Origin of the sequence: Levilactobacillus lanxiensis (assembly GCF_016861655.1) — a bacterium.
Lineage (GTDB): Bacteria > Bacillota > Bacilli > Lactobacillales > Lactobacillaceae > Levilactobacillus > Levilactobacillus lanxiensis.
Genome location: NZ_BOLN01000011.1, coordinates 89855 through 104251 on the forward strand (window position 1 = coordinate 89855; position 14397 = coordinate 104251).

The following is a 14397-nucleotide window of genomic DNA, read 5'->3' on the forward strand; positions in this document are numbered from 1 at the left end:
CCGGGCTAAGGTATCAGTAGCCTATTTAGTCAATGCGTCCAACCAGGCGGGCAAGGCTTCTGCCAGTTCCTGATAAGTCAGTTCAAATTTATGGGTGTACCAAGGGTCATCGATGGCCTCACCCTCACGACCGGGTAGAATGTCCAAGCACAACTTGACCTTGGCCTGGTCTTCCACGGAGGGGGCTAACCGTTGTAGGTTATACAGGTTGCTGTGATCCATGGTAATAATGGTGTCCGCCCACGCAAAGTCGGCGTCCGTGATGGGCCGTGACCGGTGTTGACTGGCATCTAGTCCGTGGGCACGCATGGTTTTTAAGGCACCCGGATGGGGATGATTTCCCTCTTCTTCTGGGCTGGTAGCCACCGACTTGGTCGCAAACTTATCGGTGAGCTGGCGGTCGACCAGTAGCTGATTAAAGATAGCTTCGGCCATCGGGGAACGGCAAATATTGCCAAGGCAAACAAACAGAACGTGTTGCATGGGGTAACCTCCTAATTAATGGTAAAGACGGGCGTAGTTGCTGGAGTCCGCCTTGACCGTTTGTTATGATGAGTGTACCAGAAAAAATAGGAGGAGTGCGCATATGGTAGCAATTATTTTAGTCATCGTGCTGGTCTTGTTAGTCGTTTGGTACATTAGTTCTTATAACGGCTTGATTCGGACCCGGACGCACGTTCAAGAATCATGGAGTCAGATTGACGTTCAGTTAAAGCGGCGGAATGATTTGATTCCCAACTTGGTTTCAACGACCAAGGGGTACGCCAATTACGAACAGTCGACGTTAAAAAAGGTAATTGCCTTGCGGAACCAACTGACCGAAGTGCCAGCTGGTGATCACCAACAAACAATGGAAGTTTCTAACCAACTTTCGACGACGTTGCGGTCATTATTTGCCTTGTCTGAAAATTACCCAGACCTGAAAGCTAATACGCAGTTTACCCAACTAATGGAAGAATTAACCAATACCGAAAACAAAATTTCTTACTCCCGGCAGCTGTACAACAGTTCTGTGGCTAGTTTAACGGTGAAGATTCAATCCTTCCCAAGTAACATTGTCGCTAAGGTTCACCATTTCCAAGAGAGCGACTACCTGCAAGTTCCTGAAGAAGAAAAAACGGCGCCGAAGGTTAACTTCGATGACTTTGGCCAAGATAAGTAGGCGATAACATGTTGTATGACCAAATTGCCATGAATAAACGGCGAACGGGTTACGTCATGTTTGGCTTCGGGGTGCTGACCCTAGCGATTGGCGCGGCCTTGGGCTACCTTTTCTGGAATAGCTGGCTTTCCGGGACCGTGATTGCGGCGGTCGTCGCGGTCGTGTACATGTTGATTATGATTAGTCAGTCGACGAATGTGGTCATGAGTATGAACCACGCCCGTGAAATTACGGATGTCAGTCAGGCACCGCAGCTGTGGCACATGATTGAAGACATGGCGATGGTGGCTCAAGTTCCCATGCCCCGGGTCTTCATCATTGACGATGCCAGTCCCAACGCCTTCGCTACCGGTAACGACCCGCAACACGCGGCAGTCGCAGTGACCAGCGGCATTCTCTCACGCCTTAATCGTGAGGAAATGGAAGGTGTCATTGGCCATGAGATGTCACACGTCCGGAACTATGATATTCGCTTGCAGACCATTGCCTTGGCCCTGTCTGCTGCAATCGGTTTACTGGTTAACTTTGCCAGTAACTGGTTCTGGTGGGGTGGGAGTCGGCGGCGTGATGACCGCGACTCGGGTGGTAATGTGATTGGACTGGTTATCTCAGTCTTCCTCATTATCCTAGCGCCGCTTGCGGCTAGCATTGCCCAGATGGCGCTGTCCCGTAACCGTGAGTACCTAGCCGATGCGTCTAGCGTTGAACTGACGCGGAATCCACAAGGCTTAATCAGTGCCCTAGAGAAGATTGACGATAGTGCACCGATGAAAGAGGCTGACCCGAATAGCGCGGCTCTTTACATCAGTGACCCCTTCAAACACAAGCAAAAGTTTGCGGATCTGTTTGCGACCCACCCACCAATGGCTGACCGGATTGCCCGGTTGGAAAAAATGTAAAAATAGTGAGCGGTTGTGCCCGGTTTCGTAGTACAATTAGATGTGATTGAAACTAGGGGAAAGAGTGTGCGACCATGCGCGGAAATTTTATTTATTTGAGTCTAGAACCCGTTACGAATATGATCTATTCGTTGGGCATTTCACCAGCTGATTTTTTGAATGGGGTGCCAGCCATCCCCAACCAACTGCTCTTGCTGAACGAAGAATCGGGTAACGATGTGGAAATTAATCCGCACACCCGGTTGCAGACTGTGACGGGGCAAGCGCAGATTCGGCGCTATCTGTTAGCCAAACACGAGCACGATGTGAAGTGGCTGGATTACGCGCACGGCGATGACTTGGACTTTCTATTGCCCAGTGAAATCGCTGAGCTCCTTTACCTAGCGCACATGGAAACGCACCTGCGAACCCCATTTTACGCCAAACTTCAAAATGAGTATGCGTATCTGACGTTGCGAGACGGGTTTTACAAGACTTACTACCGGCACTTGTCAGACTTTGACCACGTGCTCGAGGTTAGCATCAAACGCCACTTGCGGTCGATGCACAATAACCGGTGGGTCTTTGCCCGGCCATTAGCCATCTCGGATGTGCCACACGAGATTTTACTGCAATTGATTCAGGGGTTGCTCGACGGCATGATTGTGGCCTTTGATCAGTTGGTTGAGCGGCACCGCATCTATGTGATCCCGGTACGGGCCATTACCCATCCGGAACGACAAAATACCTGGTACTCACAAGAAGAGGTCTATGCGGACTCTCGTGAAGTGGCGAGTCTGCGGTACGATCTAGCCACGCGTGAATGGGCGTTAAGCATTCACGATAACCAAGTTTTTAGTGACGTTGGCGATTTAATTTAAGACGTGTCAAGGGGAGCTGGACTAGTGTCTGGCTCCTTTTTTGCGTCCACGACCGGGAATTATTTGCAGGACTTTTAAGTTAGCCGATGGCAATCCATGGTATAATGTGACTCAGAATCTAATGCGGAACAAACCGGACGGCCACGCTGCCGTCTGGCTAGTAATTTGAAACCGGGGCGGTCGAGGGGATCGTTTCGTTAATTAGGAGTAGAAAACATGAAGATGCAGCTTGCTGAAATTGCTCATGCGGTTGGAGCAATCAATGATTTCGAACAATGGCGTAGTGTTAGTGTAACGAGCGTGGCTTTTGATAGTCGTCACCTGCAACCGGGTGGCCTCTTTATTCCATTGACTGGTGAACAAGACGGTCATCAATTTATTCAGTCGGCCATCGACCACGGTGCCGTGGCAACTCTCTGGGCCCGCGACCTCGCAACTGCGCCAGCCGATTTTCCAGTGATTCAAGTCGCTGATTCATTAAAGGCGCTGCAAGCGCTCGCGCAATATTACCTATCTAAAATTAATCCCCGGGTCGTTGCCATTACCGGGAGTAACGGGAAAACGACGACGAAGGATATGATTGCCGCCGTCCTGAGCACGCAGTTCAACGTGACTAAGACCCACGCCAACTTCAACAACGAGATTGGGGTTCCCATGACTGTGCTCTCCATGGAGCCTAATACGGAAATGTTAGTCGTTGAAATGGGGATGGACCGACCAGGCCAGCTCGATTTCTTGAGCAAACTGGTGTCACCTGATTTAGCAGTGATCACCATGATTGGTGAAGCCCACATCGAGTTCTTCGGGACCCGCGACAAGATTGCGGACGCCAAGCTGGAGATTACCCATGGTTTAAGTGATGACGGCATCTTCGTCTACAATGGCGACGAACCCTTACTGCAGGAGCGGGCAGCCGAATTGACCCAGCGCCAATTTACCTTTGGTCAAACCGCGACGGACACCATCAACGCCACGAGTGTGGATGGGACGTCCACCGAGACCCAATTTACCACGAACCAATGGCCAGACCTGACGTTCACGATTCCCATGATTGGGACCTATAACGTCAACAACGCCTTGGCTGCGTTAACGGTGGGGAACGTTTACCGGATTCGGCCCGAGAACATGCAGCGGGCGTTGAAGACGGTCAGCCTGACCGAGAACCGGGCTGAGTGGGTGCAGAGTACCAGTGGCGCCGCTATCCTGAGTGACGTTTACAACTCAAATCCCACGGCCGTCAAGGAAGTCTTAGCAGCCTTCTCGAAGACCCCGGTCACGGGTAAGCGGTACGTGGTATTGGGTGACATGCTGGAACTGGGCGACCAGGCGGATGCCATGCATGCGGGTCTGGCCAGTGCCATTGATCCAGCGGCCATCAGTCACGTGTACCTGGTTGGCCCCCACATGGCCGCACTTCAAACTGCGCTCGCTAAACAGGCGCCAACATTGCCGGTGTCACATTACGAAAGTGCCGACCTGGCAACGCTTTCAGCCGATTTGCAGGCGCAATTAACTGCCGATGATCAGATTTTATTAAAGGGATCTCACGGCATTCATTTGGAGCAAGTGTTGGCGGCATTACAGGATTCTACTGAAAATTAAACTGAAAAATAAGCAACTTCCACAAGTCGTGGGAGTTGCTTATTTTGTTTCAGCGTTGTATGATGGCTTAGTTGTATTTATGAAACGAACTTATCCCGCCATAGCCAATCACAGTCCGCACCACGGAAAACGGATTTTTTCCAAGAACCCTGAGGCACTATGGCGACGTACCCATTTAGGAGGAAATTATTTTTGAAGTTTAAAGAACTGGGTCTTTCCGAAGACCTACTGAACGCAGTTACGACAGCAGGTTACGAGGAAGCGACCCCAATTCAAGCCGAGACAATCCCCATGGTTTTGGCTGGTCAAGATGTGATTGGACAAGCCCAAACCGGGACAGGGAAGACTGCGGCCTTCGCTTTACCAATCTTGGAAAAGATCGATAAGAGCAACGAAAACGTTCAAGCGTTGGTTGTTTCTCCAACACGTGAACTTGCTATCCAAACCCAAGAAGAAATTTATAAATTAGGCCGTAACGAGCGGGCTAACGTCCAAGTCGTTTACGGTGGGGCTGACATTCGTCGCCAAATCAAATCCTTAAAGAACCACCCGCAAGTGGTTGTTGGGACCCCGGGTCGTTTATTAGACCACATTCGTCGTCATACGCTGAAGCTGGACCACGTGCAAATGCTGGTCTTGGATGAAGCCGATGAAATGTTAAACATGGGTTTCTTGGATGACATTGAAGACATCATCAAGCAATTGCCAGAAAAGCGTCAAACGATGCTCTTCTCCGCAACTATGCCTCCCGAAATCAAACGGGTTGGTGTCCAATTCATGCAAGACCCTAAGCACGTGAAGATTAAGGCTAAGGAATTAACGACCGACTTGATCGATCAATTCTACGTCCGTTCACGTGATTTCGAAAAGTTTGATGTGATGACACGGTTCTTCGACGTGCAATCACCAGACTTGACGATTGTCTTCACGCGGACTAAGCGCCGGGTTGATGAAATCTCAAGCGGTTTGCAAGCTCGTGGTTATAACGCTGCTGGGATTCATGGTGATTTGACGCAAAAGCGCCGGACCCAAATCATGAACGAATTCCGTCATGGTAAGTTAGATATCTTAGTGGCAACCGATGTGGCTGCTCGTGGTATCGATATCAATGACGTGACCCACGTTTACAACTACGATATTCCACAAGATCCAGATAGTTACGTTCACCGTGTCGGCCGTACCGGTCGTGCCGGGAAGCATGGTGTTTCCATGACTTTCGTGACGCCTAACGAAATGGATTACTTGCGTGAAATCGAAAAGCTGACGAAGGTGCGTATGCTGCCTTTGAAGCCACCTTCGGATGAAGAAGCCCTGGTTAGCCAACTGGGCGCTGCTAAAGAAGAAGTTGACGCTTTAGTTAGCAAGACGGACACTGAAAAGTATGCTAAGACGGCTGAAAGCCTCTTAAGCCAATACGATGCTGAAGACTTGGTTGCAGCGCTCTTAAACGACTTAACCAAGGACAGCAGTCAGGTTCCTGTTAAGATCACGCCAGAACGTCCATTGCCTAAGCGCGGTGGCAAGGGTCATGGCGGTGGCGGTTACCATCATGGTGGTAATCATCGTCGTGGCGGTAACGGCGGCGGTGGCTACCGTGGCCATCGGAACAATGATTCACGCGGCGGCAGTCGTGGCGGTTCACGCGGCCATGATTCTCGCAACCATGACTCCCATGATTCACGGAGCCATGGCGACAACCGGAGTCACCGTAGCAACGGTGGCAACAGTGGTCGGCGTAACGAAGGTGGAAGCCGCGGCTTCACCATTCGTAAGAAAGACTAGTTTCATTTAAATTGATTAGAGGGGTCCTCACCAGTCGCATACTGGTGGGGATTTTTTTGTATAGAGAGCGTGGAGCAGGGCGGTTAACTGGCGAGCATTAACGGCGAAAAGTGAAAGTCCCTGATCCTGGGACTTTTGCTTTTCGGTGTTAAGCGGAACCAGTTGCCCTGTGGAACGCGTTTCGGAAGCTGCCAGGACTGGGATATACAATTAGAAGAAAATCTAATGACCTGAGATAGACTGGTAAGTGAAAACGAATTGACTGAACCATCACCTGGAGAATCGACAATAAGAAAGTTCGTGCACCAATCTGCTGAATTCCACGATTTTAACCAGATAATCTCTAAAAAAATACTTAAATCGGACTAAATCTGAAAAATTTTTCAAAAAAATTCACCCAAAACAAAAGCCGGTAAATCAACGTTCATGCAATAAATTCACACTATAAATGTATTTTAATCAAAAACATTAGTTGCAATTTAAAATCGAACATGATATAGTTTCCTTATCGAATTGATACGACAAAACTTATGACAATAACCACGGAGGTTAATTACATGGCAAATCACTTTGACTTACACGCTGCACTGACGCTCGCCACTCAGCCCGGGCCATTCGTTACCATGACTCTACCGGTTACCGGGGTTCCGGCCACTGACCGCACCCAATTCAAGAGTTTGCTTAAACAGGGGAAGGAACGGTTGCTCGCCGTTGTACCTGACAGAACGTGGTCGGCTTACGCGGATGCGTTTGAACCCTTTGACCACGGTCCGTTGACTAACGGGAGTGCGAGTGGCCTGCTGATCATGGCGGGAGCCACGGATAGTTATCATTATTGGCTCCACTCACCGGTGTCGGCGACGGTCACGGTGACTTACCAGCCGAACGTCCTACCGATTTTACAGGCACGTGACAAGACCAGTGACTACGACCTGCTCCTCTTGGGACAGAAGTCCTTTGAACTGGCACAGGTACGGAGTGGGCGACCGGAATTGGTCAATCTTCCCGTTGATGCACCAGCGACCATGGACCACGCCTTAGGGACTGAACAACGTGGGCGGGGTCGTTGGCAACGGTCCGCAGGTGAGCACACCCATTACAGTGGGACGGGCTCCCTCGATACGGCCAAGGCCGCGGACCAACGGAATTACTATATGATGGTTGACAGCTACGTGAGCCAACATTATTCCAATCTGGATCAGGTGCCGTTGATCTTAGTGGCGAGTGCCAGTGATCAGGGGAACTTCCGGAAAATTTCGCAAAATGCTTATCTGGATCCCGCGGTCCGGTTGGTGCAAAATCCCAATTTAGCGGCGGCGAACCAGACCTTAGCGGCATTGACCCTCGGCGTGACTGAGCAACGGCACGTACAGGCCACCCAGATTCGCCACGATGCTTACCAACAAGCACGGCAAGGCGAACAGGTCGTGCAAGACTTGGGGGCCCTCGCGACCGCCACGGTTCAGGGGCAAGTGCTCCGGCTATGGTTACGCGAAGATGCCAGTCAACCTGGGCACCTGACGGAAAAGGGTGAGGTCTTAACCACGACCGCCCTGAGCCGGCAGAATAACCTGTACAACGATTTAGCCCTCTTGGTTAGCCGTTTAGGCGGCAAAGTAGAGGTCCTCCCGGCAGATGCCATGCCGACCCTGAGCCCCGTAGCTGCGCAACTGCGGTTACGTGCGGCGGTGTTACACTAAAAGACGACATAACATAGTTCCATCAGGGAGAGCGGACAGAGAGACGCTTTCCTTTTTTACATAGTTAGGGGCGAAATGTTTCTGCAATTAAGTTAAGATTCGGCTTAACCGGTTAAGTTGTGGGGGTCAATGAGGGGGTGCTGTGCTAAAATATAACGTAGACATTATAGGAGAGGTGACGCCATGATTTACGGAACCGGCATTGATATTACGGACTTAGCCCGGGTCAAAGACGTGGTCGCGCGACAGCCGTTATTTTTGAACAAGGTCTTAACGGCTGGCGAGTTACAAGCGTATCAACGGTTGAGTGGTCAACGAGCGGTAGAATACATTGCCGGTCGGTGGTCAGCTAAGGAGTCTTACAGTAAGGCCATGGGGACCGGAATCGGGGCTGCTGTGGGGTTCCAAGACGTTGAAATCCTGGACAACGCTGCTGGGCAACCAATCGTGGTCCGTCACCCATTCGGGGGAGTCGCTCACGTGTCCATTTCACATACGGCCACGCTAGTGATGACTCAGGTCATCTTAGAAAGAGGGAACTAGTCATGGTAGTTGGGGTTCATCGGCCGACGCAGTTAGTGATTGATCGGCAGGCTTTAAGAGAAAATATTCACGCAGCGGTTTCACGGTTAGCGGATGGTTGTGCCTTGTTCATGGTCGTTAAGGCCAATGGCTACGGTCACGGGGCAGTTCAAGTGGCGCAAGCGGCTAAGGATGCGGGAGCCACGGGCTTTTGTGTGGCCATTTTAGATGAAGCGTTAGAGCTACGGGCTGCTGGGTTCAACGAGCCAATTCTGGTGTTAGGGGTCAGTGATCCCGCTGATGCGCCATTGATGGCGACGCAACGAATCTCGGCGACCGTCGCCGCTCAAGATTGGCTGGTTGAAGCCAACGAATACCTGACGTTGGCCCACGCGGCCCAACCATTACGGGTCCACTTAGGCTTGGATACCGGGATGGGACGGATTGGGTTCAAGACCCCAGCCGCCTTACAATCAGCGGTAGCTTATCTAAATGACAACGATACCCTTGATTTTGAAGGAATATTCACGCATTTCTCGACGGCCGATAGTGCAGATGACCGCTACTTTAAGCAACAAGTCACAACCTGGAAAACACTGACGGGGGCCTTGGACCAATTGCCCCGCTACGTGCACGTATCAAACTCGGCAACGAGCCTGTGGCATGCGGAATGCAATGCCAACATGGTTCGGTTTGGGGTGGCTGGCTACGGTTTGAATCCTTCAGGAACCGCTGTTAAACTGCCATATACCTTACACCCAGCGATGAGTTTAACCAGTGAACTGGTCCACGTAAAAAAGGTTGCGGCGGGTGAGTCTGTGGGCTACGGTGCGACCTACACGGCCAGCCAAGCCGAATGGGTCGGTACCGTACCGATTGGGTATGCCGATGGCTACGAACGCCGGTTACAAGGCTTTCATGTCTTAGTTGATGGTCAACCTTGTGAAATTATTGGCCGGGTCTGCATGGACCAACTAATGGTGCGCTTACCCGCAGAATATCAACGCGGAACCCAAGTCACACTGGTCGGTCGTGATGGTGACGAGACCATTAGTCTCCAAGACGTGGCGGACTATTGTGGGACGATTCATTACGAAATTGCTTGTGGTTTCACGAGCCGGTTGCCGCGGTGTTACCGTCATTAATTTACGGTGTTATTGTGTCCTGAATTGCCGATTCGTGGTAAACTAGATGAGACGAAGTGATTAACTTGAGGAGGGGCAATTCATGGCTCAGTCACAACAATTAAATCAACCACAGTTACGGCTCCACATTACCCGCAATGCGCGGCATGAAGCATTGATTCCACTGCATTCGGCGGCTGCACGCAAGTTAGCTTTGATTGTTGGATACCAAGCGATGGCTCTGATCAACCGGGATTTAGCCCGGGCCTTCACACCCTGTGAAGAGGAAGCCGAACGGCGGTTAACCCAGTTTCGTAGAACCGAGATCAAGAATTAAGAACTAAAATCTAATCAGATAGGGGATGGCGGCCCATGGCCCGTGTTGAAGTCAAACGCGGTGACGTTTTCTTCGCCGACCTATCACCAGTCGTTGGTTCGGAGCAAGGTGGCATGCGCCCCGTGTTAATCATCCAAAACAACGTGGGGAACCACTATAGTCCGACCGTAATCGTGGCGGCAATCACCGCTCGGATCGAGAAACCAAAGATGCCAACACACGTGGGCATCTCGGCTGAACGAACCGGAATTGAGCGGGATTCCGTCATTTTGCTTGAGCAAATTCGGACAATTGATAAACAACGGTTGAAAGACCAGGTGACCCATTTGGATGTCAAGACCATGGCAGCGGTAGATGCTGCCCTTGCAACGAGTATCGGCTTGGTGGACAAGGCGCGTAAGAAAAAGCGAAGTAGATTTAGTACATAGCAGTCATGCACGTCAAAAAACGGTCACGCACAGTTGGTTTGTGGGTGACCGTTTTTTAGTGTGAAAAAAATAGACCCACCGGCAAATGCTGGGGGTCTAAAAGGTTACGGTTAGTTTTCGTGACGCAGATCTTCAATTTCAGGAACGTGGAATTCTTTGCGTTCCAGTGCCTTGACGATCCGATCAAGCTTTTCTTCGTCAACTTCTGCGGGGAGGGTGAACATGGTCCGGTGAACCAGTTCGCCTTCCTGGGCATCCAGACTGATGACACTGGCAATCGACGTGTACTTGGTGATGATTTTGGCCATCCCAGCCAGGTCACCACGTTCACCGGCTGAAACGACGGTGATCACGTAACTTCCAATGTTCACGTTCCAGGATTGTGACAGCATGTCCATCAACCGGGTATGCGTCAAGATACCATAGAAGGCATTCTTGTCGTCTAACACGGCGATGTAAGGCAAGTCCTTGATGGAGAAGAACACGTTGAAGAAGGCCGCGTTAACGGAAATAAACTTCGTGGCATTTTTCAGCAGTGATGTCACTGGGAGCTGCATGTCGCCGCCGCGAGACTTGTGGCGATAGATATGCATTTTGTAGATGTTCCCCCGGAAAATTTGCCCCGTTTCATCTAGAATCGGCACACATCGATAGCCCGAGTCTTCCAAGACCTTTAAGGCTTGTTCCAAGGTGACGTCCTCGCGAACCGTAACTAAGCGTTCCTTCGGTTTCACTAGGGATTTAAGCAGCATAGCAGATGACCTCCTAAAATTAGAAACTTCTAATAATCTCTTCTAATAATACCATATTTCACCCGCCAACGGGTAGCAATTTTCGGGGAATTTCGTGGTAAAATAAAAGAAAGCGTGGTTAAGGAGGGTGGACTCGTGAAGAATACAGATGATCCCGATAACAAGCCAATTATCACGAAGAAGTGGCTTTACTGGACCCTAGCGGCCTTCGTGGCAATCTTAGTCTTGTTGGCAATCGGTATGATTTTCTAAACGACCAAATAAAAAGTTGCGTCACCGTTAAAGGTGGACGCAACTTTTTTAGATTTCCATTAGAAGACAATGACGGGGGTCCCGACCTTCACGTTCGCAAAGACGGACGCAATCTTGGAAGGTGGTGTGTTCACACAGCCGTGTGAGCCATGTGCCTTGTACCAGGTCCCACCGTATTGGGGTTGCCATGGCGAATCGTGAATCCCGACACCGGTATCATCGATTGGCATCCAGTACTTAACCTTGGATGCGTAGCTGGAACCGTTATCGTTTTGACCTCTTAATGTGGTGTTCCGTTGCTTACTCCAGATGACCCAAACTCCGGCAGGCGTATGGTGTGCCGTGGTTGGTAATCCAGTTACAACGTCAGTAGAAACGACGACTTTTCCATTTTTATAAACCCACATGTGCTGATTGACTTTATCAACTTCAACGTAAGACTTGCCAATATCTGTGCCGTTATTGTGGTAGCCGCTCCCTTGAATAGCAGGGGTGCGATCCATGCCTTTACCGGCCAGAACCAGTTTGCTAAGCGCTGGCGTCTCGGTTTTCACCTTGATGCTCCAGCCATACAGACCGGCAGGAACTTTAACCGTTCCGCGCTTGGTGGACTTGAACGTCCGTGTCTTATGAACGGTGCCATATTTTGTACTTAACTTAGTCAGGTAAGTCTTGATGGCAGCGTCATCCGTTGCCAACTGACCGCCCTTAAAGGTAACCCAGCTAGCTAACGTTTCGCTAGGAACCGTGATCTTGTGACCACTGAGCTTGTAGACGTAAGTTTGTTGGGTGATGGCCGTAGCCTTGGTCTTAGCGGCCTTAAATGATGCAGAGGTGGTCGTGACCTTAGGCTGAATGTAATCGCCGGCAACGTTGATCGTCGTTGATCCCTGTTCAATGGCCGTCGTGATGGACTTGGCTAACTTGTCAGTGTCCAGTTGATTACCCTTTTGTTCCTTGGTCACAGCCCAAGAACCATCCTGGTAACTGAACGTGGCGTCCTTAGCAGCCGTCCGCGTCTTGTTCGCTTTGGTCGCAATCTTGGTGGCCAAAGTTTGAACGCTTTCTTGATTCTCGTCACTGGCGTTGAGCGCAATGCTATCTGCCGTGGCGGTCGTCACGTGAACGGGCCAACTCCAAACGTTTTGTTTACTGATGAGTTGCTTAAGGGCCGACTGTGAAGTGACCTTCAAGTCGACTTGGTTCGTTTTGATCGTGGTGACGGTCTTGCTGCCGTCCTTTAACGTGTACTGCTGATCCTTCAGAGCCGCTTTTAACTTGGTGGCCGCTTGGCTCGCCGTGCTCCCACCGACGTTGACGCCGGCAATCTCAGTGTCCTTGAAGAAGACCTGAGCTGAAGAATAGTGTAAGGCTTGTCCCACGTAAATGGCACCGACCGCTACAGCAGCGGTAACGATGCCAATCACGAAGGCGTTTTTCTTTTTCATAGGTGTGACCTCCTAAAATAGCCAGTGGAGGAAAAGTCGTCATGCTTAACTATCACCAATAGCATACCCCAAGCTTACTTCAAACTACCTTAAATCGCAACGTAGAAGCATTAATGTTAACGGTTACATTACTTTCATATCAGCATCTAAAAGAATTAAAAAAATTTCAGGCGTGGGTATTCCGGCGGGTTGACCATTAATTGATTAATAGACCGCAGACATAGATTGACGATTTTTAAAGGTAAGGGTGCCCTAAATAAAATGGGGTGAGTTCATTGCAGCTAACTTAATTGTGTACATCTAGTCTTGAACACTAGGTAAACGCTGATTTGACGGGCTTCCTCTTCGTGATTGGTTAAAATAGTCAGTGAGTAAATCGTCAATGAACCAGTAGACCATTAATTTAACCTAATTATGCCACTCGTATATGCTTATGCAAAAGCCACGGCAGAACGCGTTAAGTCTATCTCAGCTTTTGCCAGCATGGGTGGCTCCGTAAAAAATGGGACAAAAAAATCGCCGCTCCGCAAGGGAACGACGATTCGAAAATTTAAGCTAAAGCTTAGCCTTCAAGAGCAGCTAAACCATCAGCAGTAACCTTCTTCAAGGTAGCAGCTGACTTAGCCATCAAGTCTTTTTCTTTGTCTGAAAGTGGGACTTCGATAACCTTTTCAATACCCTTAGCGTTGATGATTGCAGGAGTACCGATGAAGATATCGTCCAAACCATATTCACCGTTCAATGGGGCACCAACAGGCAATACGGCGTTTTCGTCACGCAGAACAGCCTTAGTGATCCGCATCAAGCAGGTAGCAACACCATAGAAGGTTGCGCCCTTACGGTTGATGATTTCGTAAGCTTTGTTACGAGTGTCGTCTTCGATCTTAGCTAAGTCGTCATCAGAGATGCCGTGTTCCTTAGCAATGGTCTTCAATGGCTTTGAACCGATAGTAGCTTCGTCGTAAGCGGCGAATTCGGAGTCACCATGTTCACCCATGATGTAAGCTTCAACGTTCCGTGGGTCAACATCCAGCTTGTTAGCCAGAGCAACGCGCAGACGAGAAGTGTCCAATGAAGTCCCGGAACCGATGATCTTTTCCTTAGGGAAACCAGAGAACTTCCAAGTAGCGTAAGTTAAAATGTCAACTGGGTTAGCAGCGATGATGAAGATCCCGTCGAAGCCGGAATCAACAACTGGCTTAACAACAGCCTTGATGATCTTAAGGTTCTTGTTAACCAAGTCCAAACGAGTTTCGCCTGGCTTTTGTGCGGCACCGGCAGTGATAACAACAACGTCAGCATCTTTGCAATCGTCGTAGCTACCAGAGTATACGTTCTTAGGTGCGGTGAAGACTTGTGCATCTTCAAGATCAAGAGCGTCCCCTTCAGTCCGTTCCTTAACAACGTCCACAATAGCTAATTCTTCTGCTAATCCTTGGTTTACCATTGAGTAGGCGAATGCTGAACCAACAGCACCGTCCCCAACTAAAACAACTTTTTGATGAGTCTTAGTAGTCAAATTCTTCATC

General features: G+C 49.9%; 14 protein-coding genes. 10 read left to right on the plus strand and 4 right to left on the minus strand.

Translation table 11 applies throughout. The annotated features are described in order from the left end of the window. Positions 1-21 precede the first annotated feature (21 nt). Positions 22-483, minus strand: a complete 462-nt coding sequence (locus tag JUF22_RS12640) for a low molecular weight protein-tyrosine-phosphatase (RefSeq protein WP_203646829.1) — start codon at positions 481-483, stop codon at positions 22-24. Between the two features lie 103 nt (positions 484-586). Here JUF22_RS12640 and JUF22_RS12645 point away from each other — a divergent pair, with 103 nt between their 5' ends. The 10 genes from JUF22_RS12645 (at position 587) to JUF22_RS12690 (ending at position 10416) form a co-directional block, all read left to right on the plus strand. Beyond that, on the plus strand, positions 587-1162 hold the full coding sequence (locus tag JUF22_RS12645; RefSeq protein WP_203646831.1) for a LemA family protein: 576 nt from the start codon (positions 587-589) through the stop codon (positions 1160-1162). Between the two features lie 8 nt (positions 1163-1170). Continuing rightward, the gene (htpX, locus tag JUF22_RS12650) at positions 1171-2061 is read left to right on the plus strand and encodes a zinc metalloprotease HtpX (protein WP_203646833.1); all 891 of its coding nucleotides are present in this window, start codon (positions 1171-1173) and stop codon (positions 2059-2061) included. Positions 2062-2135: 74 nt separating this feature from the next. Beyond that, on the plus strand, positions 2136-2921 hold the full coding sequence (locus JUF22_RS12655) for a hypothetical protein (RefSeq protein WP_203646835.1): 786 nt from the start codon (positions 2136-2138) through the stop codon (positions 2919-2921). A gap of 216 nt (positions 2922-3137) precedes the next feature. Further along, positions 3138-4523 (plus strand): UDP-N-acetylmuramoyl-tripeptide--D-alanyl-D-alanine ligase, encoded by a 1386-nt coding sequence (locus tag JUF22_RS12660; protein ID WP_203646837.1) that lies wholly within the window; start codon positions 3138-3140, stop codon positions 4521-4523. A gap of 192 nt (positions 4524-4715) precedes the next feature. Continuing rightward, on the plus strand, positions 4716-6305 hold the full coding sequence (gene cshA / locus JUF22_RS12665; protein WP_203646839.1) for a degradosome RNA helicase CshA: 1590 nt from the start codon (positions 4716-4718) through the stop codon (positions 6303-6305). A gap of 557 nt (positions 6306-6862) precedes the next feature. After that, entirely contained in the window at positions 6863-8005 is a 1143-nt protein-coding gene (locus JUF22_RS12670; protein ID WP_203646841.1) for a baeRF6 domain-containing protein, read from the plus strand. A gap of 183 nt (positions 8006-8188) precedes the next feature. After that, entirely contained in the window at positions 8189-8548 is a 360-nt protein-coding gene (acpS, locus tag JUF22_RS12675) for a holo-ACP synthase (protein WP_203646843.1), read from the plus strand. A gap of 2 nt (positions 8549-8550) precedes the next feature. Then, the gene (gene alr, locus JUF22_RS12680) at positions 8551-9672 is read left to right on the plus strand and encodes an alanine racemase (RefSeq protein ID WP_203646845.1); all 1122 of its coding nucleotides are present in this window, start codon (positions 8551-8553) and stop codon (positions 9670-9672) included. Between the two features lie 82 nt (positions 9673-9754). Next, complete coding sequence (locus JUF22_RS12685; protein WP_125765507.1) at positions 9755-9988, plus strand: hypothetical protein; 234 nt, start codon at positions 9755-9757, stop codon at positions 9986-9988. Between the two features lie 35 nt (positions 9989-10023). Next, on the plus strand, positions 10024-10416 hold the full coding sequence (locus tag JUF22_RS12690; RefSeq protein ID WP_203646847.1) for a type II toxin-antitoxin system PemK/MazF family toxin: 393 nt from the start codon (positions 10024-10026) through the stop codon (positions 10414-10416). Positions 10417-10526: 110 nt separating this feature from the next. On the opposite strand, the gene cbpA is transcribed toward JUF22_RS12690, so the two are convergent. The 3 genes from cbpA to JUF22_RS12705 all read right to left on the minus strand — a co-directional run bounded on the left by cbpA (position 10527) and on the right by JUF22_RS12705 (position 14396). Continuing rightward, entirely contained in the window at positions 10527-11168 is a 642-nt protein-coding gene (cbpA, locus tag JUF22_RS12695; protein WP_048732552.1) for a cyclic di-AMP binding protein CbpA, read from the minus strand. A gap of 311 nt (positions 11169-11479) precedes the next feature. Further along, positions 11480-12868: a L,D-transpeptidase family protein gene (locus JUF22_RS12700; RefSeq protein ID WP_203646849.1), complete on the minus strand. Its 1389-nt coding sequence runs from the start codon at positions 12866-12868 to the stop codon at positions 11480-11482. Positions 12869-13430: 562 nt separating this feature from the next. Continuing rightward, positions 13431-14396, minus strand: coding sequence for an L-lactate dehydrogenase (locus JUF22_RS12705; protein ID WP_125765510.1), 966 nt, complete (start codon positions 14394-14396; stop codon positions 13431-13433). Position 14397: the final 1 nt, after the last annotated feature.